Below are 23,802 nucleotides of genomic sequence, written 5' to 3' on the forward strand. Positions count from 1 at the left end.
AATATCTATCTATCTACGTTGGATTCACCAAGTGTCCACAAGACAGCGTAATCGTCGTTTAAAATCGCAATTTGCCGCATAATAGTGCGCATAAAGTTCCGCCGCACTGGCAGTCGGCGAAATGCCAGACGCATACCAAGCGCTTTCTCGACTGCCCGAACCGCAGCCTCGGAACAGTCCTTAGCAATGTGAGCTATTCCGTCACTATACCGCCGTTTGAGCGACCCGTCCAGCGAGCGGTACCTCGCCGGGATTTCAACATAAACACATTTATATTTTTGGGCTTGCGCCCGAAGCGCTTCATTGAGGAGAAACCAAGCAACCAAGCGTTCTGAAAGCGTGCCCGTATGGGGTAAAATAGGATTCTGTACGAGAGGATCGATCGGTGGAACAACGCCCATGATGCAAATCCGCGGCCGGCTTGGAAAACCGGCAAACGCATTTCTTAATGCGGTGATATACCGATCCGCGAGATCGTTGGCTTCCTCTTGAAGTGAGCGTCCCTTCGAAGCCGCGACTCGCAGCAGATGGCAGCGCACATCGATCTCGCCAAAGACGAAGATAACAGTATCATCAACACCTAAGTGAACAGGCTGCACCATGTCCGCGATGCCGTCGCGAGCAACACGGTGCATGGTTCGTCCGACCGTGCAGTGCAAGATTGTCTGTTCAGTTCTTGAAAAGAGATAGTTTCCATGGCTGTCGCCAAAGACATGCACAGTCATTAAAGCCTCGCGGAGTTTCTCCAAGACTACTCGCTTCTAGTCTGTGAATTTTATTTCAATCAGTAAAAAATCATGGCAATTAAAAAAATATACGCTGTTGAATGATAAGAAGAGTCAAACCTGCCCTCCAAAACTCTGATTTGTGGCAATGCAGAGTTTAGAATTTATTATCGAACCGCCATCATTGGTTTGGCGCGGTTGAGCATGAGGTTGCCGAAGATAATAAAAGAGAGACGCTCCGGCGTGATGGCGTAGCGCTTCTGGAAAAAAGGTGCGGACAACAGGTCTTCCACACGAAGGACTGCTTTACCACCCGGCGCCGCGGAGGAGCACGAAACAGCCCTCGGCCTCAATGTCGTTGCGCTGCCGTGAGCCGCACTAAACCGACGATTATCGCCGGCCAGGAGAGTCTGCTATCCTCTTCCCGCTTCGACACCAAGCACGCTGCATTGTCGTCGAGGCGGAAAAGGTTGACCCAGTCCGCCTGGGTGGCCCGAACACGTAGGCCGCGTTGCAGAAAGGTAGATTGTCGTCGAAGCTGTCGAGCCCTCGCGCAGCCGATCCTCCGGCACGCTTCCACAATTCCTTGGACTTCATAGCAACCGCCGCGGACACCGCATCTGTCGAACCTACCATCGGACGCCTCTCAGCGTAGCGACTTCCGCTGCGGTTGTAGCACGCGAGACGCGGCTGATCCGCCTCGAAACGCTAACGGCCCTCACGAGTGTTCCCCTGCAACCACGCGGCGACGTCTGCGAGGGCCGAAGCTGAGAGGGCCGTCTCGCCCCTGTGTTCACCGCCGGCGCTCCCGAAAAACATGGCGGTAGGGAAATCCGCGTCGCTGAGGGGCCTGAGCGGCTAAAAATTACATCCTATGATTTATGATTCTATTCTTGTCCATTCATCTCGGTTTGCAAATCTTAGTTTATTGTCGTTTATGCAGGCTTTCATGGTAAAATTTGCCTCTCCATTGAAAACGACTATATACCCTCCCGGGAATAAACGGACTTCGCCTAAAGCGATGCCGAAATTAGTAATAAGAGCGGTATTATCAGAGGTTTGCATGATTTGCATTCCGCCTATATATGTACCACAGACGGCCGAGATGTCCGGCCCGTGAAATGCAGATTTAAATAACGTATATGATAATTCTCTTACGAGAATATCCGGCATCGGATATGTTATTGTGCCAACAAAGCGGGTTAAAAGCAAATCTTTGTAACGGTCGGGGAGGGAATTTACAGAAATATAGTCGTCGATGTTTCCGCATAAAAGCACTATACGGAAGTTTTGAGCGCCGAAATGCTCAAGTTCTTCAATCAGCTCTAAAACGAAATCAGCATCTATTCCAAAAGAGTCGCTATACTGGCCGCCTTTTTGGTAAAAGTGATTAAATAGATGTTGTGAATTTGCCAGGAAAAAGATTTTCTCATAATTATCATCTTGGCATAAGCTTTTAAATTTTAGCCATCGACGCTGATATTTTGCACTCAAAGCATTGAACTTTTGAGCCCATTCGTTTCTTTGACTGAAGTCAGCATCTATGGGAAACTCATGCATATAAAAAAGTCCTTTTGCCTCAATTCCATACGTAAATGGGACCCGATCCCACGTAGGTTTGCAATCATCAGAATTAAATTCAAAAACCTTTCCGTCAAATCTTAAGCTTTCTAGCAACAATTTCTTCGGAGTTATTATATTATCAAATGGCATTGATACCATTGTAACTGATATCTGTTCTATAGTCTGTCTCGACTCGCAACCGAATCCTAGAGACAGCATGACCGTTTTTTCTTGCCTCACTGGAGAGCCCCTGCGTGCTGATCGAAGCCATTTCTAATTTTGAGCCGCGACATTGAACAGCATCATTCACTGAACCAATTAACAGGAGTTGGCTGCGCAGAGCCAGCGGAAGTTATAGAATAATGTTGATGCCAGATGCCGTTACTAGGCCATTCCCTCGTGCATCACCTGCCGGTGATGGGTACTAGCTAAAGCCAACATTCATCTGCCGATTTTAAAATGTAAAATTAATCACGATCGACCTCAGTCTAACAAATGCTTAAAGTGAACCAAGATGCGATGCTTGCGATGACGGAGGTAAATAATTATTTCGGAAGATATCTTGGCGCATATCTGTAGAATCTTGCAGTTATCAATGATGCATCAATGAACATTGAACGATTACCGACAGGCGAGGGCTCGCGCTAACCGGCTTAGCCTTCGCGCCTGAACGTCTTTAGTGACTTCAGAAGGATACATCAGTTCGAACCCGTGGTAAGCACCAGGATAGACCTCGAACGCGACAGGTACTGCAGCCCGCGCCAAGCGGCGAACAAACTCGAGATTTTCGTCGAAAAATAAGTCTAAGGTTCCTACCTGGATATGCGTCGACGGCAGCTCAGACAAGTTAATCGCTCGCGCCGGCGCTGCGTAGTGCGATACGCCTTGGGAACCTGGCTCTCGACCTAGGTAACACTTCCAAGCGAATCGGTTACTATCCCGATTCCAAATAAATTGTCCAGTAGTTGGATTGGGATCTGGCTCTGTAACCGTTCGATCGTCGAGCATTGGGCATAATAAGCTTTGAAATTTTATCGCGGGTCCCCTTCTGTCGCGGCTGACGAGCGCGAGAGCCGCTGCCAAGCCTGCGCCTGAGCTCTCGCCCATAACGGCGATCCGCGTTGGGTCTACGCCGAGCGCCGTTGCCTCACGGGCAAACCATACCAGTGCTGCATAGCAATCTTCGAGCGGAACCGGGAACGAAACTTCCGGAGCCAACCTATAATCCACCGCCGCTACAACGCAGTCGAGGGCGGCCACAACTTGTCGAATGAATGGGAGCGCTAATCCAGCGCTTCCAACAATGAAGCCTCCGCCGTGAACATAAAGAATGCCGAATCGGACCGGGCTTTGTCGCTTTGGAGTGGCTACGAGGATGCTAATCTGTGGTTCGCCCGATGCAATTTGTATCTTATGCTCAGAAACGCTCACCGGCAGACCATCAGCATCAGGGTCCGAACTGGCCACCTGCTCCGTCATTGCGGCGCGAACCACTGCAACGAGCTCGGGATCGTAAGTCACTGCGGGTCCATTCGCGACCCAGGAAAGGAGTTCCGGATCGACGAGGTGTGTTGTGTCTTGTAGGATTGTCGGCGACGTGACTGTGGATCTAAATATCGGCGACGGTAGCGTAACGGCACGCCGGACCTGCAACCGCAGCGCATTAATCAGTCCAGCGAGCTTCCGGTCGGCCCGGATCATAGCCGGGACAGGCTCTGCTGGGAGGTTCCGATCTGCCGCAGCGATGCTAGATCGCCCCGCCGAACCGACCATATCCGCGCGTATCGCTTACGCAAGCTGGTGAGTCGGTCTGGTCGTTTGTGGCCGAGCCGAACTCCCGCAATGCGCTCGACAGCTTCGCACAGGTGATACACATGATCCTCTGCGATGTGTCCTCGACCATCGCTTAGACACGGATTTAGGGTGCCATCTGGCGTCTCGTAGAGCTTGGGGACCCCTACGAAAGCAACCCCTAAGGCGTGACAGCTATCGCTCAAAGCAATATTTAAAGCCTTACGGGCGTCGCACCGCGCTTTCAACGTCCCGTACGGCGGCGACGCCGTATCGTCCCATTGTGGTTCTACTGGCGGGAGTACTCCAACAATGCAGACCCGCACAGGAAAATCGAAAAGCGTCGTCAACCACCTAACTGCTTCAGTATAGCCCTGGGCTAAGGCGGTGATGGTGGTTTTGACGTCGCCCCCTTTCATTGGCGTAGAGCGGAACAGAAAGCGCCGGATGTCCTCGCTGCCGACCATATAGATCATCGTGTCGCCGGACTCGGGCATCCCGATCTCTAAGGTTTTAAAGGCACCGCCCTGCCCCAGCCGCCGCATAGTATAAGGTCCGAGTGCACGCAGCTTGACGTTCGCGCACATCCTAAAAGTATGGAAGGCATGGTCGTCGCCAAACACAATAATCGTCACGGCCTTATTTGCCTTGGGATTTCTGGGTCATTGGTGCCTCGTCTGGTGCGATAAACATCGTTAGCTTGGATCTGCTGTTGGGATCCGGTGCGTCGTCGCTTGATCGCTCGGCAACCTCGATGCCCAGGTCGCTTACCCGCAGCCACGGCGCGATGAGGAGTATTAGGTGGGTTGGGCGCGTCTTCGGCGGGCCGAGGGTGAGATAGGAAGCACCCACGGGCTTATTGGCGGGCTCCTTGCGGAAGAGATCTGAGGGGCAGCCGACCCAAGCAACGGCAACTCAGCACTTTTGTGTACTTTGCCTTGAGCATCATTTTAGAGCGGCTGGCCCGTCGCTTGGTCAGCCGTCTTGCAGTTGCAAACTAAGCCACTCTTCGGTTCACTGGGTCGCTAACACGTCAAACCGCCGTTTTGCTAACAACCGTCTTCAGTGAGAACAATCCGACAGCCAGGCAGGCCAGCGAGCACATAACCACGTAGAGGTAGTCGATCTCCAACGTCGAAGATGGATAGTAGGCCGACCGCATCCATTCACAAATCTGCAAAACAGGATTGAATTTAAGCCAGTAATATACTTTGTCTGGCAAGTAACTTGGCATAAATATTACGCCACTTGTAACATATACAATTATACTGAACAGCGCATATCCGATCAGCCAGCCAGGAAAAAATCCGATTATTGCTACGTTGATGGCGCCTAGACCGATTCCCAGCAAGATAGCAGTCAGGTACCCGCATACGGCCAGGAACGGGTCATGCGGACGAGGGTCAACGCCAAGAGCGAGCAAAACTCCGCAGACTAACAGCAAGCTCAGGAAACCGATGACAATTTCTACCAATATGCGAGAGAAAATAAGGTAAAAAGCTTTACTTGTGGATAATAAGTAATCAGTCTATTCATAAAGACAGATTTCATAACTTCGCGAGAGATGTATTGAAATATCAATACAGGTACAGCTCCGGTGGCAAAGAATAGGGGGCGATTGTCACCGAGCGGAACCGGCATCTTTTGAAATGTATAGATTGCGATTAACACAAAAACGTGCACGCATGGCCATAATACCACGACCCCGTAGCCCCATAGGGAGCTTCCAAACCGCGCACGCATGTCGCGCAACATCAGAGCATGCAGGACATGCAGATAGGTTTCGAAGGCGCCCATTTTCGCGCCCGCGGTCCTCGTTATAGCCATTTCCTCGACCTTGGTTGCCCTCTACATGCATTGGCAACGAAAGCGGCCAAACTGCGTCGGAGGTCCCTATTTCGGCTTGCTTGCGTGCCGGGGGTCGGTGAGATCTATGGTATGACCGTATGTCCGCGGCGCTGCAGGGCTCGTCTCAAGGCTCGGCCATCAAACGGTGCTGGAATGGGCCAAGCCGATCCTCACCTTGAGAGGGCGAGCGGTGGAGCAATGCAGCGATGTTTTCATGGCACCTGACGGGTCGAAGATGCGCAACGCGCTCGCCGTTGCCGATGGCGACCGTGAGGAGATACGCTACTTCGGGGAGGCCGACGTCGCGATAGAGAGGATGCGTTGGCTCGTCAAGCGTCTAGCTGTTGAACAGGCGCGGGTGCAGTTCTGCTACGAGGCGGGCCTGACACGCAAGAGCTTGCATCACCTCAGCACCGACCTTGGCCATTCCTGAATCATGGTCTCCCCGGAGCTGGTCTCACGAGAACTCGTCGATCAGGCCAGACCAACCGCCCCGACACCCTGATGCTGGCTAAGCTCCTGCGCGCCGGTGAACTCAGGTCGATGTAAGTGCCCGTCGCGCGTCGTCACGCCATACGCGATCTCGTCCGTTCCATGTGGCTGCGGTCGCTTCAGAGCTTGTGTAGCGTTAGAAGGTGAGCGCCCCCATGCTCAAGCATGACCGCGTCTACTTACGCTAAGACGGGCTGGACGATGCGCTACGTATGCTGGCTCAAGGTGCCGAGGTTCGAACATCCGGCCCACCAGATCACACTGCAGGAAATGGTCGAGGCGGTGCACATTGGCAAAGATCGCGTCACTTGCATCGAGCCGGCCATCGCTGAGTTCGTCCCATCGTGGTCGCTCGGACCCGGTCGGGCGGGGCCTTCCGACCCTGCCAGGCGTCGATCTGGCCGCGGCCGTGACATTCGGCACCGAGGTCGGCGACCTGACGCGCTTCGAGAATAAGCTATCTCCGCCTTGCTACCGAGCGAACGCTCCACCCAAGACTTGGCCCCGCGCGGGGGACGATCAAAGTGGCAAGCGGGCGGATGCGCCACATGCATGCCGAAAGCGCGTGAACCTAGCGGAGAAGCTCTACCGCCTAGAGGCGGTTCCGCGGCGGATGGGTGAAATGGCGTGGGAGGCGCAGAGTCGCCTGGCGGTGAGCTATCTGGCGCCAAGCGGCCGGGGCAAGGAGGCGACGGTGGTCTGGACCGCCAGCGCGCGAGAGCTCGTCGGCTTCAGACGGTCGCTAGCTCCCAACGGCCAGACGACGGCAGGACGCGCAGTACCGGCGGTCAACGCGACGCGGCACCTCGAGGAACTGCCCGGGGTTACACCGATCGCCCTGCAATCAAAAGGGCGGTTCTGCGGAGATCGCGCACGAAGGCGGTGTGTTCTTAGCCAAACGCGGACAAGACTTACGATCAGCGGTCTGGAACGGCACAGGTCGGTCATCGAGCGGACTCTGCCCTGGCCGACCAATCCGCCAGATCACCATTCGCTACGAGGGACGGGTGGACGTCCCTTGTTGTTTCTCGACGTCGGCCGCAACGCTCATTGTGCGCGCCTCACCGAAAGACGATGTAATTGGGGGATCCTGATCGAAGGGACGCCGGGCAGGCCTCATTGCAGGCCGCGCGCATGAGCCAATAGGACGGAAATGTCCTCGCGGAAGGAAACACTGAACGCAAACGAAAGTAGCTGTCATCGATTCAGTGAACGGAAAGCACGGGCGGAGCATATGGAAAGCGAAAAAACACCGGGCGATTTCGACCCGCACACATATCTGTTGATCAACCCGGACGTTGCCGCCGCCAGGGTAGATCCAGCAGAACATTATCTTCGTTTCGGACGTAGCGAGGGCCGGGAATATAAGTTCCCAGAAGCAGATAACGTTCCTGAAGCTGGGGCCGACACAGGTCCTGGCAAGACTGAAACTCAGGACGTTGATCGGGAGATGATCGCAAGGAGTGGGTTATTTGATGATTGCTGGTACCGCATAGCCGCTGGAATAACCGACGAAACAATCGATCCAATAAACCATTACGTTGATATTGGAGAGCGTTCAGGTTTGAATCCTTCTAAACGATTTGACGCTCAAGGTTATAGATATATAAATGACGATATTGGTAAAAGTAAATACAACGCCCTTGTTCATTACTTGCGTTTCGGCCGATCTGAAGGTAGAGCTAGATCAATCTTAGACAAAATTGTAATGAAGGACGTAATTACGACCGAAAGACAATTTATCGTTGTTTTGTTCCATGAATGCAGCCGGACCGGAGCGCCAATCCTTGGGTGGAACCTGATCGAGCACCTCAAGCAAAAATACAGAGTGATTGCTCTAGTCAAAGCAACGGGCCCAATAATTCAGTCGATCAAAAAATCCGCCGAAGTAACAATTGTAATACCAGACGGCGTCGTTCTGTTCCCGGCCCAATGCTATTTGCTGGCCAAAAGATTATATGAGATGTACAAACCTAAATATGCTATCGCGAATTCAGTCGAAACGCGCTGTTTTGTTCCTTCATTTGAGGAGATTGGCATTCCAACTTTAAGTTTAGTGCATGAGTTCGCAGACTACGAATGGATTCCACCTGGGTCGCTAAATGATCTATTTAAAAAATCGACGCACGTTGTATTTTCGACTGACTTAGTTGCACGTAATTGCGTGTCTCATTATCCGTGTCTATTAAACGTGCCCTATGAAATCTTAGCGCAGGGGAGATCGAGCCTTCCTATCGAAGATGCTAAGACGGTTCGCTCGAGCGGCAATCCCCTCGGGAGGCGGATAGAGATGCTCCGCAACAAAGACAATTTCATAGTAGCGGGAATGGGGCGGGTAACACATCGAAAAGGAGTTGACCTATTTATCGAAACAGCATTCGAATTTTACAAGCGGTACCCAATAAGGAATATATTTTTCATTTGGATAGGCGGCTGGGATGAATCAGACACTGCCTATGCTGAATACCAACAAAAGGTTGTTCGAGAGCACGGTCTTGGAGACAAGGTCCATTTCTTTCCAGAAATGTATGACCTTGACTACGTTTACAGCCGAATCGATCTACTCTATCTATCCTCTAGGCTCGATCCTATGCCGAACGTGGCAATCGATGCTACATGCCACGGAATACCCATAATTTGCTTCAGGCGAGCGAGTGGCATCGCGGAGCTCTTTGAGCAGTCATGCGAATTCTCTCATTATGTTGTAGAGAGATTTGATGTTGAGGCCGCAGCAGACGCAATTTGTAAACTATCAGAGACTGGAGATGCTAAACCGATGAAAGCGAGAATGAAAGATTTTTCAAGGTTATTTCAAATGGAAAACTACGTAAAAAAACTTGACAATAAAATGATCGAGCTATCAAAAGCGGCAAGACGCGACTATGAGGAATAGGCACATTGTAATTGGCGGATCGGGCTTCATCGGGCGTCATGTATGTCGGACGCTTATCGAGCATGGCCACTCCGTTGAAATTGTAAGCAGAACATTAATAGCGCCGAGCATCGAAGGAAGCAAATTTTCGCAGCTAGATTTATCAACCGCCACAGTCGAAGAGATAATACACGTTATCGATGAGAGTGAAACGATTCACCATTATGCATGGTCAACGGTACCGCATACCGCTGAGAAAGATCCAGTTGGTGACCTATACCAAAATGTAGGTTCGACACTCAAATTACTCGAAGCAGCAAAACGTCTAGGGGGTAAAAGAATAGTTTTCGCGTCGTCTGGGGGGACGGTCTACGGGAAGCTCAACTCAATACCAGCCGGTGAAGATCATAGGCTTAACCCTATTAACGCATACGGCATCAGTAAGGTGACATGTGAAAATTATCTAAATTTATTTAGGAATGAATATGGATTGGATATTCGGATCGCTCGGATATCGAACCCTTATGGCCCTGGCCAGAACGCACTTCGAGGGCAAGGTGTTATTGCCACTTTTATATACAATGCGCTCTTCAATCGCGAAATCGAGATTTTTGGAGACGGTACGATAGTACGTGATTTCATTCACATTCATGATGTCGCGGCGGCATTATTTAAATTATCCACCGTCGAGTTTGAGGGATCAGATCTACCGAGAACTTACAATATTGGCGGTGGCGAAAAACGCTCGATCAACAGTATTGTTGAGTCTATAAGCCGCTGCGTTGTTGGGCCTTTCGCAGTAAAAAGATCAGAGGGAAGAGCTTTCGACGTGCCGATAAGCGTGTTAGATATCACAAATGCGCAAAAATACCTCAGCTGGAAGCCGCTGATATTCTTAGATCAGGGAATCCAGTGGATGGTTGAGGATATAGAGTTGAATAGAGACAATTCATTCGGCATGATAAGGCGTTGAATTATCTCGTTTGCTATTGGATCCTAAAACAAGGTAAAGGGATCGGCGGGTTTTCAGGGAGCGCCATTTCTGTATACTACGTTTTCGGAGTTAGCTACTCAGGCCTGTGAGGGGGGGCGAGCGCCGGCGGTCTCAAAGATTATGGCGAAGAGGTTGGCGCCCGTCGGGCGCGCGGCGCCGACGACAGTGCGGATGTGGCCTCACCCTCGGTCGGTGATTATCCACGCCTGTGACGGCGGCGCTCAGATGCCGACGGACCTGAGGGTTGTGGCGAAGGAGCGGGTGCCCGCGATGTTCGCTGTGTCGACGACGGTGCGGATGTCGGTCTCGCCCCAGGTTGCGCACATGGCGCGGTAGCCGTTGGTCATCTTCCGCTCGGCGACGGCCGGACGCGTGCTACGGCTCGGAGGCGTTGTTGGTGGGCTTGACCGTGCCGGGTTAGGCCAGGAAGACCAGGAGCTGCTCGCGGGCCCGGCTGATCCTGTCCTGTGGCTCGCGCGTCAGGTCGCAGCGGCTCGGCGAGGCGAGGATGGCGCCGGGCTGCTGATCCAGGCTCCGGCGTTTGGCGGCCGGCGTCGAGGCGGCCCGATCGATGACACTCTCCGCCAGGGTGAAGACATATCGCAACAAGAGCTCAGTGTAAGCGGTGTTTTCAGGCGACGGCCTGAAGGGTTAGCGCGGGCGCAAAGGCCCATGGCTAGCTCCTCATAGGGAGCGCCCAGTGAATCAGCGCCACACCGTCGCGTAAACCCAAAAGTCCGACTCAGCTCAAACAGAAAAATCTCTAAAAATCATTAGCTCCAGGGACGTGGTTAGTAATATTAATCACCCACCCAAAATGTGATTGACGTCGTTGGCGCTGATCTGTTCAATGATGTCGGGTTCGATCTGATATCTATAACGGGCACCCAGTACTCGACGAGCGTGCGAAGCATTATAGGCGAGGGTAGGCCAAAGTTGCCAGTAGGCACAGTGTAAGTCCTCCTTCGTCATGGCGAGCTTTCTCCTAATCTCGTTCATAATATATTTAACACGCGCAGAGGGATCGAGAATAAGATCATACGTTTCGTCAAAAAATCCATCAAAAGTCTTGAAACCCAAGCCTTTAAGTAATTGCAAGCTGTAAGGATTGCCAATTATTATAATTGGATGGTACATGGCGAGCGGTTTTATCACCTTTTCGGTGATCCGCACCATGTCACCGCCGGAAACCTCAGTCTCAGTTACAATTGAGAAGTACGAATCTGCGTAGATATAAGGGGGGCCTAATTCAAACTCAGGCGGTGCCTGGCTTGCAGGATCCAAATCGATGACTAGAGGTAGGTGAGGCAGCAGTATCTGCAACCCCTTCTGAATTTCATATATTTCTGGGAACCAGCTACACAGCTCAGGAGAATGCTGGCCTTTCTTTCGAAGATCGAAGGAGCCAAATGAAACATATCCCTTCGTGATATAGTCGTTTACCATCAACCAGCTGACGACGGAAGTCCGATTTGGTCTCGGTGTAAAATTCAAGCAGGTATAAAATTTTGATCTAAGTCCAGCCTTGACTGCAAGAAGAGGCTCCATATTTTCCATGTAACCGATCATGCGACGCGGGTAATAGTCATAGGCAAATATACGCATGGGCTCGAATTGCTGTTTTAAGATCCAGTCACGGTATTGTTGGAAAAACATTCTATTCTGCTGAAGCAATACGCATTGGCCCGACGGAATGCCGCGCTGGTCAAGAGCATTATGGAGCAACGTCATCCAATCTTCCAATAAGGGTTGTCCTTCGTTTGACATGTCAATGAGAAGCCGAAGTTTTTTGTGTTGCATCATCGCTTGGTAGACATGAGGAATACAATTTAATATACCGTCTGCACTTGGACAGCCGTTGTCGTCGCGCCACATACTGTCACCGAATGCCGCTCCGAGGACGCCGAAAACTGGATACGACTTTGGGCTAGGAAGAGTGTTAGAGTGTTCGTCAGCAAACTCCACTCGGTTTTCAAATAACCACGATCTACCAGCGAAAGCGATACTTCCAAAAATCTTTGACTTTGAGCCTTGAGTTTCGAGTGTCTCTATATAGTTGTTTGGTATTGCGATAGATATATTCCGGCCATCAGGCGTCGTAGCCGAAAGATCGAAACGGCGGAGCCACAAAGCTGCCCGAACGATGTCGCCATCAAATGCGAAATCAAACGTATAGCACGCTTCTGTATCATTCGGATGTGCTTGAATGGGGTGCGCTACTGTTCCGGCCTCTACACCAATCTCTACAAGCAGAAGACGTACTATCGAAATCCTATCCGAACTTTGCAACCGGCCCGTTATTGCATAATCGATGATGTCAATATTCAAAGTAGCTTCGAGATCGCAGGTTTTGGTCATAATTGATTGATCGCTCTTTTAACATAACTTAGATTGCATTTGACTTTGTCTGATTTCAAGTGTCCTATATGTCCGCTACCATCATGTTGATCAATGGACCGTCGTTCGCCCTCAGATTTCGCTATAGTTCGCAACGACCGTAAACGACTATCGTTCCGGGTGCCGCTCGACGAGCGGCTTCGCTGTGAGTCTTCTCCCTGTCCTGCGCCAAGTTCTTATTTCCGGAACGGCTCCGGAGCCGAGCGATGACGGTCTTGCTTCTACCCTACCACAGCAGACTGAAGCCGCGAGTCATGAAGGCGTCGCGAGCGCCAGGCGTGCGGGTCTGCTGCATCTCACTCGGTCTCAACGCGAGTACTGCGGATGCAACGAGGATTGCGGCATCGCGCGCGGCGAGGCTACACCCACTTTCCGTCGGAGTGGTTCCCCCGAGGACGATGGAGGAAGAATTGGCAGAGGACGTTTGAGAAAGTGACGGTTTGATCAGCTATCGCGCTCGTACTAATCCTCTTTGCCCGCGGAGGATCTCGTACCTCTTACTCGGCCACAGAAAAAAGAGGAACAACTTTCAGAAGCGATAAGCTATTACTCCGTTGGCCGTTGAGCCCAAATCCACGCTGGGTAGGCCCGGGTCGGGTACATCTCCTGCGGCGGCGTCGCGAACCAGGCGATATCTTCATGCCTAGGACTATTTGGGTTGGCAAATAAGTAGGGGCGACGGAATTTCGATATAGCCCTACAACGGAATAGGAGGGAGATAAAATGTCCACGCTTATAAGAGCGGTCCACATCTAGGATGCAGCATGGGTCAGCCTCATGCTCTACGTCCACACCAAGCTCTCGATCTGCGACTGCTCGGATGCGGTCTGAAAATTGCTCGTTGAGCCGTATGATTCCGCCCGGGATGTGCCACCCAATCCCGAGCGCATCTTCTCGCCAGGCCAGCAGTATTTTCCCTGCTTCGTCACGCAAAAGTAGGTCAACGTTCACCATCGGAACGATTTCCATTGCGAAAGCAAAGACTGGATCGGGCAAGCCCAGTTCTGGATTAGGAATTGAAGCTCGGACATGCATCATGAGAGCTTCAAGGTGGTCGTACTTCGCATTCATCGCATCACGCTTCGGTTTGTAGGCTATGCAATTCGGTCCGATCGTCGATCAGCATACACAAAGCTGGACACCAATAAATTCCAGTCTCAGCATCTGAAATCACCTTTGCCAATGTCTACTTTTGAAGGTAATCGGCGCGAATTATACCTGAAGCTGCCGACATTTTTTATCAATACATACAGCGAGTCCCATCTTGGGATATTGATGCACGATTATGTATAATTTTCGCTTTTATCGCATCCTGTGCGTTTGATGATTAGCGTAGACATCAACAATTATTGGAAGCTGGAATGCCCTTTATATTGGCCGCGGATTTTGTTGGGAGCGTCGGACATAATTCTGCGGTGCCGGTAGCCCGAGGCTAGCCGAGTCGTCCACCCTCCAATTCTTTTCGGGCCTGCTCAAGAGAAAGTTTAAGCTCGACAATTTCATGTTGAGCAGCTTGGAGGCGACGAGCGAGGAGTCCGTCAAGTTTACGTGCCGCAGGGAAGCCGAACATGATTGCCTTGAGGGACTCCGGAGATATCTGGTAAAGCCAATGAGACTCAGAATAAACAGTCGATTGTTCGCCGGAGATCAATTGTCGAAACGGCCGCGTTTTCTCGTTGGCCAGCTTTTCGATCACCGCAACGGAATCGTATAAAGCGACGCGCCCGACTGTAGAGCTTAACTCGTGCATCGCGTCCTTGTCTGCGATGCTTAGACTGGGGTCGTTTTGAAAGTAATCGAAGTTCAGTATATCCACGAAAGACTTGATCCATTCCAGCGATGAGCCAGGTTTTAAATACCCTCCTTCAAACGATTCAAAGTAACTCGTATGAAGATCCTCAATTATGTACTTGCCACCGGGTTTTAAGCGGCGAAACAAGATTTTGAACGTATTCTTTACGTGGCTGCAAATGTGAGATCCGTCGTCAATTATGATATCGAAATCTTGATGCTGCAGCAGATTATCGATGCCATTTTCGTCTGTTGCATCTTGAACGAACGCCCGCACGTTCGCATTTTCGAATTTCAGATCTCTTACTTGGGGATCTATGTCGATGCCAGTGATGTATGATCCTTCCGGAAGATATTCGCTCCAGATCTCAAGTGACCCGCCATTTTGGACGCCTATCTCTAACAGGTTCATGGGTGTATTTCTCAATATATAAGGCGCCAACTCAACCTCATACATTGATAAATACTGTTCCCATTTAGTCACCGACTTACCTGTTTTTGTAAAAAAAATTTGGCTAAGACTTTTGGGCATATCCAAATCTCTGTGAGTTGTCGAAACAACTGATCGCCACTCCGGCATACGGCATGCTGTCACCGTCGCTGTTGAATGGTGTCGATAGTTCCCTCAGCGGGCTCGACAGGTACCGCGAGGATGTCGCGCCGTCCACCCACTGACCGGGGTCGGTGGAATGGTCCCCATTCCGATGGGACGCCGGGCGCAGCTGTGAGGGCCTAGGTGGAAGCCTAGACGTCCGCTTATGTCGAGGCGCTACACTGCCCACGAGAAGGTGCGCTTTGTCGAGCAGACGATGCAGCCCGGCATGACCGTCTCGGCGGTGGCCCAGATGCATGGTCTCTCGCCGAGCCTGCTGTTCGGATAGAGGCGTCGTATGGCCGAGGGCGGACAGGTGGCGGTGCAGGCCGACGACGAGGGGGGCGCCGCCAGCCGGATGCGCGAGCTGGAAGACCGCGTGCGCGATCTGGAACGGCTGCTCGGACGCAAGACGCTGGCGGTCGAGATGCTGAAGGAGGCGCTGGCCGTCGCATGAGTAAAAAAGCCGCGTGGCCGCTGCCGTCGCCGCCCGCGGGCTCTTCCCGGTGAAAGACGTGGTCGACGTATTCGGCGTGGCCCGCTCCAACCGCGTCGAGCGGATACGGGGCGCGCCGCGCTCGCGCGGTCCTTATCGCCGTGCCGACGACGAGGCCGTCCTGATCGCCATCCGCGCCCTCACGGACGTGCGGCCGACCAACGGCTATCGGCGGGTGACGGCGATCCTGAACCGGAGGCGGCGCGCCACCGACGAGCCCGCGCTGAACCATAAGCGGGTGTTCCGTAAGACCGTATGTCCGCGGCGCTGAGGGTGGCTCGCCCTACACTGCGCCTTCAAGGGTTGCTCGGGTAGGCCGAGCCGATCCTCACCGTAGGAGGGCGAGCCGTGGAGCAGTGTAGCGAGGTTTTCGTCGGCATCGACGTGTCGAAGTTGCGCAATGCCATCGCGGTCGCCGACAGTGAGCGCGGCGGCAAGGTTCGGTATCTTGGCGAGATCGATGCTGCGCCCGAGAGCATGCGCCGGCTCGTCAAGCGTCTGGCCGCCAAGCATACGCACCTGCAGTTCTGCTACGAGGCAGGGCCCACTGGCTACGGCTTGCATCGCCTCATCACCGACCTCGGCCATTCCTGCATCGTGGTCGCCCCTTCGCTGATCCCACGAAAGCCCGGCGATCGGGTCAAGACGAACCGTCGCGACGCCCTGGCGCTGGCCAAACTTCTGCGCGCCGGCGAGCTGACCGCGGTGTGGGTGCCCGACGAGGGCCACGAGGCCATGCGCGATCTCGTCCGCGCCCGCGCGGCGGCAGTCGAGAGCCTGCGGGTGCATCGCCAGCAGGTGAGCGCCTTCATGCTCAAGCACGGGCGCGTTTACCCGCGAAAGACCAGCTGGACGATGCGCTACCTGCGCTGGCTCCAGGAGCAGCGCTTCGAGCACCCCGCCCACTAGATCGCGCTGCAGGAGATGGTCGAGGCGGTGCGAATCAGCAAAGAACGCGTCGCCCGCCTCGAGACGGCCATCGCCGAGTTCGTCCCGACGTGGTCGCTCGGCCCGGTCGTGCGCGCCCTGCAGACCCTGCGCGGCGTCGACCTGATCGTGGCCGTGACCTTCGCCACCGAGGTCGGCGACGTCACCCGCTTCGAGAGCCCGCGCCAGCTCATGGGTTACCTCGGCCTGGTGCCGAGCGAGCGCTCCACCGGCGACACGGTCCGGCGCGGCGGGATCACCAAGGCCGGCAACGGACGGGTGCGCCACATGCTCGTCGAGAGCGCCTGGACCTACCGTCATCCGCCCAAGGTCGGTAAGGAGAAGCTCTACCGCCTGGAGGAGGCACCGCAACGGGTACGCGAGATCGCCTGGAAGGCGCAGAGCCGCCTGACGGCCCGCTACCGGGCGCTGAGCGGGCTGGGCAAGAAGACGACGGTGGTCTGCACCGCCATCGCCCGCGAGCTCGTCGGCTTCATGTGGTCCGTCGCCCGCGAGGCGCGGGCCACCTGACGCGCCGCCGAGCGGCGGATCATCCCTCGCGCATCGGTGGGGGTGGGACCACGGCAGGGGAATGCCCGTCAGACGCTTTGTGGCCGGCCGACAGGCCGACGCCCGCTGTAAGATCGGGACAGCTCCGGACGCACACTCGGGAATGCGGTAGCCTACCCGCGCATCAGAGCTTGATCACCGACGTCCTTCGAAACTCATGACTGGGAGGTGATCGCCTGCGTGGCCGGGCAGGGTCACCGGTCAGATGGCGCAATCTCAGGCTGACTTGCGTGGAGGCGCGTTTCGGCAGCCTGGAAATTCACTTCGGCGGCCTGCGCGCAACCCATACCGTGCAGTGGTTGGCCGACAACGGCTCGGCCTTCACGGCCGCCAATACTCTGTCCTTCGCGGCAGCCCTTGGCCTGGTGCCTGCTTCACACCCGTGTGCTTGCCCGAGAGCAACGGGGTGAGCGAGGCGTTCGTGAAAACGCTCAAGCGCGACTATCCCCGCGTGTAACCCCGTCGTGACGCCGACACCGTTCTGGATCGGATCGGCGCCTGGATCACCGATTACAACGAATACCCTTCCCATCATGGGCTCGGCACGCGCTCGCCGCGCGCGTTCATCCGTGCTCAGATGCAACCAGCCCCGTTTCGGGTTTGGTGAGGGCAACTCAAGTCGGGCATCACGCTCGCTGAGTAGGTCGCATGGGCCATGATGCGAGCGCACCTACGCTTCGTTCAACCGCTTCCCACGCCTGCCCATCCGATACGAGCGACACAGCGACGTCTATCAGACCTTCACCAGCCTAGCAGCAAGCCTCATTACACTCAATCAGACAGACCACTCTGTTAGCCGCTCCAAGAGCGTCTGACAACCGCCTAATTCGTCAACGGATAGCGGCGGCCTATAGCATCTGGTAAACGGGCCATCGGTGGCAAGCGAAGCGCTCGCCGCAAAAATATAATGCAGCCCGTTAACATACCAAGGCAAGTTTGTATGCCGCCTACGATTGTAAAAATTTTGATCGCCGCGCTAATCAGCCGATACACATCGCGGATGGCAAAGGTTATACTCGACTTCGTGGGGCTGAAACATGTCAACATGTCGCTCGCACAGCGGATCGGGCACCTCGCGATGGAAGGCGATACCTTCCTGAGAGATCAAATTATGAAAACGGGCCGACGTCCAACAGCGGTAATGATAGAACCAACCCCAGGCGGTTTTGCCAACCCTGTTTTAGCAGAATATTTTTCACGCTACATCGCTATTATTCCTCTTATTGAGCGAGCTGATATTATACAACAAGCCCTAGCCAAAGCCGGATATACAATCAATACGGCGCCCTATGCAGTGGCAATGTACGAGACCGCTTTAGGCTATGATGTTTATCGACGGTGGGGAACTCGGCCTCCACTGTTTGATCTATATGCACGCGACAAGGCGATCACAAAGAATTTTCTAAGATCAGTGGGTGTACCAGACGGAGCATGGTTTGTTTGTATGCATGCTCGCGGTGGTGGCTATTCACCTTACGATGAACACCTTCATTCTCATCGTAATGTCGAGATCAACGACTATCACGAAGCTATAGATCGAATCGTAGCGCGCGGAGGCTGGTGTATCCGCATGGGGGATCCGACAATGAAACCTATGCCTCCTCGCCAAGGTGTGATCGATTATGCCTGTAGTCAATATAAATCGCCGCGGCTCGACATCGGCTTAGTGGCGAGCTGTCGCTTTTTTCTCGGCTGCTCTTCAGGGTTGCATAATGTCGCAGTGATGTTTGGGCGACCATCTGCTCTTGCTAACACAACCCCACTATCCGGATCATACGCGCTTGGTGTCAGCGATCTGGCAATTCCCCAGACTGTTGCAGATGCCAGTGGCCGCGCTCTAGAAATTGACGAGATATTTAAATCGGACATCGCTAATTTTCGGTTGGCCGAAGAATTTCGTAGGCGCGGGCTAACAACGAAAAACGTCGAACCTACCGCGATTGCCGCGTTAGTCGACGAAATGATGGACCGACTCGAAGGTATTGCAGAGTACACTGCGGACGACATATTGCGTCAAAATAAATTTCGGTCATTTTTCCGTCCTGGACACTACGCTTATGGGGCGGGATCCCAAATCGGTCGAGATTACCTGCGTTCACATCTGCCGCTGTAAATAAAACTAGTGCTGCTTTTTTTATAGAACTAAATATTACATGATAGTAAAAATTTATTATTTAAGCTTTCCTGCGCCATAAGAACATCGTTATCGAGGTCGATCTATGAAGAGCATAATAAGGCGGTCAAATTTTGAGCCGGCCAAAATATACGCTAACAATGAATCAAATAACATACCATTTTGGTCAGTGATGATCCCAACCTATAATAGGAGTCGTTATTTGAAGGAGGCTTTAGAAAGCGTTCTTAGGCAGGATCCTGGCCGAGACAGGATGCAAATAGGTGTATTAGATAACGCAACATCAACGTTCGATGTCAAACATATGATTGAGAATATCTCGCCAGGGAGAATTGAATATATCAGGCACTCGAAAAACATTGGTGGAATAAAAAATATTAATTCATGTATAGCAGCTTCAAGAGGATTATATGTACACATACTTCACGACGATGATATGGTTCTTGAGGACTTTTATTTAATTATGGAAGATGCAATTCTAGAAAATTCCACGGGCACGATTTTCATGGCTCCGATAATCGGTATTGATGAAAACGGCCATGAAATCGGGCGGTCATTTCCTCCCTGTGCTAGCCCCGGTGTAATACAAAATTTTCGACTGGAGCAAGCTTTTTCGAACCGAGCTCCGACACAGACACTTGTCATTCCGAGGGCTGTTTACGAGCGAGTTGGGGGCTATACCGAAAGCCTATCCTTCACTCCAGATTGGGAGATGGCCTTCCGCGCCGCGTCAGATGGTTGCGCAGTGGCTGCAACAACCACAAAGCCGCTGGCAGCCGCAAGATGGCATTCGGGGAGTGACAGCGCTAAGATCATACAGGGGACGCGACATATTATTGAAATGAAGACTACAATCGACGAACTGGTTGGCCGCCTTACACAAAGCGAAAAAGCGAATGTTCATCGGAAAAAATACTCGTTTCCAGCAATGGCTGCGGCGCATTATGCTTCGATACTAAAAAATTCGGGCAACAAGTGGGGCGCTCTAATCAATCTATGTGGGGCACTGATGTTGGAGCCGACAGCGGCGCGTCTGAAATCGCTAATACGAGAACTACTTCCGACGCGTTAAAAAATTATTTGGTTGGCAATTTGATCTAATCGGCGTGTATTCAGAAGCAACAACATAGGGTTGGTACATGGGGCGACTGATTGGAAGATTATTCTTTATCATGTCGAAGTTGCGATGAAAGGATTCTTCACGATGATCATCGGCAATCACACTTAGCTAGCGGGCAGGTACCTAATCGGCGCGACTTAAACCGATTTGGAAATCGGACATCATATGCAGTGCATTGAGCGTCTTCGAAAGCAGGTGTATAATTCTCAGCAAGCAACACGTTGTTGCTGCTCGCTCGAAAAAATATCACAGAAAACTGGGATTGCAAGAAAGAACTGCTCCAACTCGATTTCTTGATAATGGGAACGTAATGTCCTGGCCGGACTCCCGGTCGCAACGCAAATATTAATAATTTGTAGTCGCGGAACAATTATGGCGTGAGAAGTAAAGTGTATAGTTCAATAAGTCCAAAAGCGAACTTACAAATCGGGATGATGCTCGTGAGTTCGAGAGGATTGCATGAAAAGTATCGCAGATAAGCTTCTTAATCATTATTCTGAAGCTTTTGAAAAGTACGGGCCGACGAGCGAAGGCGTTGACTGGGGGAGCGATGCCAATAAACTTATGACGCGATATCAAAACATGATAAACGTTATCCGGTTCGCAGAATATGATCGGCCTAGTCTACTGGACGTTGGATGCGGCTATGGCGGTCTGTTGGACTTTATTAAAGAGCGTAAGCTTGATATTATATATACGGGCATTGATGGCGCACAAAACATGATACGATGGGCAAAGTCCCATCATGCGTCTAATCATGGGACCTTTATTTCGTCCGAATTCATGGACTTTTCGCCTGAGGCATGTTTTGATTATGTTGTTTGTAATGGGATATTGACGCAGAAGCTAGATGTCACCAATTTAGACATGGACATATACGCAGCTAAGTTGATCAAGAGAATGTTTCAAACTTGCAATATAGGCGTTGCTTTTAACATAATGACCACAAAATCTAATTACTACTCTAAGAATTTGTACTATAGGAGTCCTGTTGAGATACTAGCTTGGTGTTTAAGCGAAGTCACTGGCAACATTAAGATTGACCACTCTTATGGTATGTACGAGTACACAGTTTATCTGTATAAATAATGGTTCATCGACGGTATGCGCGCCATTTATGGCGATCTTATAACGAGTTTAACACTAGAACGAAAATGGCTTCAGCGTCGGGATAAGAGGAATGAAGATGAAAAGCTTGATTATCTACGGTACCGGCGCTATTGCAGAGGTAGCAGAGTTTTATTTTCGGCGAGATAGTGAACGTCAGATCGCTGCGTTTACGAACGCTGGAGAGTACATTTCTCAAGATCGATTTCTTGACCACGCCGTATATCCCTTCGAGACTATTGAGAAACTTTTTCCTCCCGAAGAGTTCGATATTTTTATTGCAATTGGCTACAAAAAGACAAATCAACTTAGACGTTCGCGTTTTCTTGAGGCAAAAGCAAAAGGTTACAGCTGCGCATCATATATAAGCACGAAAGCGTCTTATTTCGGAAACAGCTACGGGGAAAACTGCTTAGTTCTCGAAAATAATGTAATTCAGCCGTATGTAACGCTAGGAAACAATGTTTTTCTTTGGTCGGGGAATCATGTTGGACATCACAGCAAGATTTGCGATCATTCCTTTGTGAGTTCTCATGTGGTAATTTCTGGTAATTGCATCATTGGCCAGTGCGCCTTCCTTGGGGTCAATGCGACACTGCGGGATAATATAGTGCTAGGTGATTATTGTGTCATCTCTCCCGGCGCTGTTGTCATGGAGAACTGTCAGGACAGGTCGGTTGTGACCGCGCCGAAATCAGAGGTCCGTTTGATAAAGAGGGACGTAATATAATTGTATTTCGAAGCGATCATTGGTTTAATTTGAAGGTGTTTCTATGTCAAGTTTTTTATTTTTGGGATTGTTTCAATTGTAGATCTATTTTTGACAAGTCTGCCTATCAGGCAAATGGTACCTGAAGAATGCGAGGTCGCAGTGATGCAGAACAAGATTGTTGTATTGCAACCGTTGTTCTTGCCCTGGATTGGCGTATTCGAGCAGATCAAGATGGCGGACATATATGTTCATTATGACGATGTGCAGCTCCCATTCGGCCGGAGTTTTACAAATAGAGTTCAATTGAAGACTGGGCCCTCTACATCTTGGCTAACGGCACCAATTGAAAGGCAGTATGCAAATGTGCTGATAAAACAGGTAAAATTTGCAGAAGAAAGATGGAGAACTAAACATCTCGAGCGCATTCGACACATCTATTCGAAGGCGAGGTATTTTGATACTATGTTTGAGCTCGTCCGTGAGATTTATCACTATGATACGAGCTGCTTGGCAGATTTCAATATAAATGCTTTAGAGTTTCTTGCGCGATGGCTTAAATTGAATCCTCGTTTCATTCGTTCTTCAGAGATCGGGCTTGAAGGTTCTGGAACAGAACGACTCCTTAAGATTTGCATGGCGCTCGGTGGATCTACATATATTACGGGGCATGGGGCGGCGAATTATCTTGATCATAGTAGATTCGACGAACATCATGTACAAGTCGAGTATATAAACTACAAGAAGATCTCATATGCTCAGTTAGCTGGTGATTTTACGCCATATGTTTCGATAATTGATGCGATTGCCAATCTCGGGGAAGGTGTAAGCAGTTTGCTTTGTTCAGAGACCATGAGTTGGAAGGATTTTACAAGCGGCCGGTCCCTCTTCGGCTTATGACGGGATCACGGATGGGTTGGGGGCCGCAGCCTCCTGCAGGAGGCCACTGCGACGTTTCTCGCGCAGCCGGTAGCTGCGGCTCGATGGCTTGGCGGACTGGCTGGCCGAGCGCTTCCGGCGGCATGCGGGCAACGCCGACGTCGTGCGCCAGGATCTAGCTGCCGAGAAGAGCGTCCACGTCAGCCTGCGCACGGTCGAGCGGGCGGTGGCGCCGCTGCGGCGGGACTCGGTGATCGCCGCGCGGGCGAGCGTCCGGTTCGAGACGCGGCCGGGCGAGCAGATGCAGATCGACTTCGGCGAGCGACGGGTCGAGATCGGCGGCGTGCCGACCCGGGTGTCGCTGTTTGTGGTCACGCTCGGTTACTCCCGCCGCCTGCACGTGCGCGCCTTTGGCCACGAGCGGCAGGCGGACTGGTTCGCCGGGCTGGAGAGCGCGTTCCAGGCCTTCGGCAGCGTACCGCGCGAGGTGCTGCTCGACAACGCCCGCGCCCTGCGCCGCCCCGGGGTCAACCTGATGGTGCTCTGGGCGGAGTACCGGGAGGCCCATCCGGAGGGCTAAGGCTGCCGCACTTCATCGAAGAAGTCTATAACACCCGCCGCCAGCACTCCGCGCTCGGTTATCTGAGCCCCGTGCAGTTCGAGGAGCAGCAGCCCCGGCAGACGGTCAAAACCGCCGCCTGATCCTACCCACCTCAGGGGCCCTCTCCACCAATGGGGTCAAATCTTCACTTCGCTTGACACCTGGCACAGGCCAGCCGCTCAGCCCGGTGATAC

At 52.3% G+C, this 23,802-nt stretch carries 18 protein-coding genes and 5 pseudogenes; 13 read left to right on the plus strand and 10 right to left on the minus strand.

Features of this window, described 5'->3' with window-relative positions:
• Positions 1–5: 5 nt before the first annotated feature.
• From Q8W71_RS25510 to Q8W71_RS32975, 6 genes and pseudogenes are all read right to left on the minus strand, one after another.
• The gene (locus Q8W71_RS25510; RefSeq protein WP_305528226.1) at positions 6–749 is read right to left on the minus strand and encodes a hypothetical protein; all 744 of its coding nucleotides are present in this window, start codon (positions 747–749) and stop codon (positions 6–8) included.
• Between the two features lie 143 nt (positions 750–892).
• Positions 893–1,018 carry a hypothetical protein gene (locus Q8W71_RS25515; RefSeq protein WP_305528227.1) on the minus strand — a complete coding sequence of 42 codons (126 nt, stop codon included), beginning with the start codon at positions 1,016–1,018 and terminating at the stop codon, positions 893–895.
• A 586-nt stretch (positions 1,019–1,604) separates the two neighbouring features.
• On the minus strand, positions 1,605–2,507 hold the full coding sequence (locus tag Q8W71_RS25520) for a hypothetical protein (RefSeq protein ID WP_305528228.1): 903 nt from the start codon (positions 2,505–2,507) through the stop codon (positions 1,605–1,607).
• Positions 2,508–2,909: 402 nt separating this feature from the next.
• Positions 2,910–4,061, minus strand: a complete 1,152-nt coding sequence (locus Q8W71_RS32970) for an alpha/beta hydrolase (protein ID WP_370875533.1) — start codon at positions 4,059–4,061, stop codon at positions 2,910–2,912.
• Complete coding sequence (locus Q8W71_RS25525; RefSeq protein WP_305528229.1) at positions 3,986–4,714, minus strand: hypothetical protein; 729 nt, start codon at positions 4,712–4,714, stop codon at positions 3,986–3,988. Before Q8W71_RS25525 ends, Q8W71_RS32970 begins: the two co-directional genes overlap by 76 nt.
• 398 nt (positions 4,715–5,112) lie before the next feature.
• Positions 5,113–5,906 (minus strand): annotated as a pseudogene (locus Q8W71_RS32975) (ABC transporter permease).
• 211 nt (positions 5,907–6,117) lie between these two features.
• Here Q8W71_RS32975 and Q8W71_RS25535 point away from each other — a divergent pair.
• From Q8W71_RS25535 to Q8W71_RS25545, 3 genes and pseudogenes are all read left to right on the plus strand, one after another.
• A pseudogene (locus tag Q8W71_RS25535) lies at positions 6,118–7,185 on the plus strand (transposase); the annotation flags it as partial.
• 468 nt (positions 7,186–7,653) lie between these two features.
• A complete protein-coding gene (locus tag Q8W71_RS25540; protein WP_305528231.1) occupies positions 7,654–9,312 on the plus strand; it encodes a glycosyltransferase family 4 protein in 1,659 nt (552 codons plus the stop codon).
• Positions 9,302–10,264, plus strand: a complete 963-nt coding sequence (locus Q8W71_RS25545) for an NAD-dependent epimerase/dehydratase family protein (RefSeq protein WP_305528232.1) — start codon at positions 9,302–9,304, stop codon at positions 10,262–10,264. The genes Q8W71_RS25540 and Q8W71_RS25545 overlap by 11 nt, the downstream gene beginning before the upstream one ends.
• A gap of 242 nt (positions 10,265–10,506) precedes the next feature.
• On the opposite strand, the pseudogene Q8W71_RS25550 reads toward Q8W71_RS25545, so the two are convergent.
• From Q8W71_RS25550 to Q8W71_RS25560, 4 genes and pseudogenes are all read right to left on the minus strand, one after another.
• Positions 10,507–10,900: pseudogene (locus tag Q8W71_RS25550) on the minus strand (IS66 family transposase); the annotation flags it as partial.
• 189 nt (positions 10,901–11,089) lie between these two features.
• The gene (locus Q8W71_RS25555) at positions 11,090–12,643 is read right to left on the minus strand and encodes a hypothetical protein (RefSeq protein ID WP_305528233.1); all 1,554 of its coding nucleotides are present in this window, start codon (positions 12,641–12,643) and stop codon (positions 11,090–11,092) included.
• Between the two features lie 585 nt (positions 12,644–13,228).
• Positions 13,229–13,753: an NUDIX domain-containing protein gene (locus tag Q8W71_RS32980; RefSeq protein ID WP_370875534.1), complete on the minus strand. Its 525-nt coding sequence runs from the start codon at positions 13,751–13,753 to the stop codon at positions 13,229–13,231.
• A 361-nt stretch (positions 13,754–14,114) separates the two neighbouring features.
• Positions 14,115–15,005 carry a class I SAM-dependent methyltransferase gene (locus tag Q8W71_RS25560; protein ID WP_305528234.1) on the minus strand — a complete coding sequence of 297 codons (891 nt, stop codon included), beginning with the start codon at positions 15,003–15,005 and terminating at the stop codon, positions 14,115–14,117.
• A gap of 226 nt (positions 15,006–15,231) precedes the next feature.
• On the opposite strand from Q8W71_RS25560, the gene Q8W71_RS25565 reads away from it, so the two are divergent.
• From Q8W71_RS25565 to Q8W71_RS25610, 10 genes and pseudogenes are all read left to right on the plus strand, one after another.
• On the plus strand, positions 15,232–15,354 hold the full coding sequence (locus Q8W71_RS25565; RefSeq protein ID WP_305528235.1) for a transposase: 123 nt from the start codon (positions 15,232–15,234) through the stop codon (positions 15,352–15,354).
• Between the two features lie 9 nt (positions 15,355–15,363).
• A complete protein-coding gene (locus Q8W71_RS25570) occupies positions 15,364–15,522 on the plus strand; it encodes a helix-turn-helix domain-containing protein (protein WP_305528236.1) in 159 nt (52 codons plus the stop codon).
• 13 nt (positions 15,523–15,535) lie between these two features.
• Positions 15,536–15,832 (plus strand): hypothetical protein, encoded by a 297-nt coding sequence (locus Q8W71_RS25575; RefSeq protein ID WP_305528237.1) that lies wholly within the window; start codon positions 15,536–15,538, stop codon positions 15,830–15,832.
• Between the two features lie 77 nt (positions 15,833–15,909).
• Positions 15,910–17,019: pseudogene (locus tag Q8W71_RS25580) on the plus strand (IS110 family RNA-guided transposase).
• Between the two features lie 1,039 nt (positions 17,020–18,058).
• Positions 18,059–19,171: a TIGR04372 family glycosyltransferase gene (locus tag Q8W71_RS25585; protein WP_305528238.1), complete on the plus strand. Its 1,113-nt coding sequence runs from the start codon at positions 18,059–18,061 to the stop codon at positions 19,169–19,171.
• Between the two features lie 193 nt (positions 19,172–19,364).
• Positions 19,365–20,264 carry a glycosyltransferase family 2 protein gene (locus Q8W71_RS25590; RefSeq protein WP_305528239.1) on the plus strand — a complete coding sequence of 300 codons (900 nt, stop codon included), beginning with the start codon at positions 19,365–19,367 and terminating at the stop codon, positions 20,262–20,264.
• 507 nt (positions 20,265–20,771) lie between these two features.
• Positions 20,772–21,401, plus strand: a complete 630-nt coding sequence (locus tag Q8W71_RS25595) for a class I SAM-dependent methyltransferase (protein ID WP_305528240.1) — start codon at positions 20,772–20,774, stop codon at positions 21,399–21,401.
• Positions 21,402–21,492: 91 nt separating this feature from the next.
• Positions 21,493–22,149, plus strand: a complete 657-nt coding sequence (locus Q8W71_RS25600; protein WP_305528241.1) for an acetyltransferase — start codon at positions 21,493–21,495, stop codon at positions 22,147–22,149.
• Positions 22,150–22,293: 144 nt separating this feature from the next.
• Complete coding sequence (locus tag Q8W71_RS25605) at positions 22,294–23,028, plus strand: WbqC family protein (protein ID WP_305528242.1); 735 nt, start codon at positions 22,294–22,296, stop codon at positions 23,026–23,028.
• 82 nt (positions 23,029–23,110) lie between these two features.
• Positions 23,111–23,521: pseudogene (locus tag Q8W71_RS25610) on the plus strand (DDE-type integrase/transposase/recombinase); the annotation flags it as partial.
• Positions 23,522–23,802 lie beyond the last annotated feature (281 nt).

The sequence above is a fragment of the Methylobacterium amylolyticum genome (genome assembly GCF_030700245.1).
GTDB lineage: Bacteria > Pseudomonadota > Alphaproteobacteria > Rhizobiales > Beijerinckiaceae > Methylobacterium.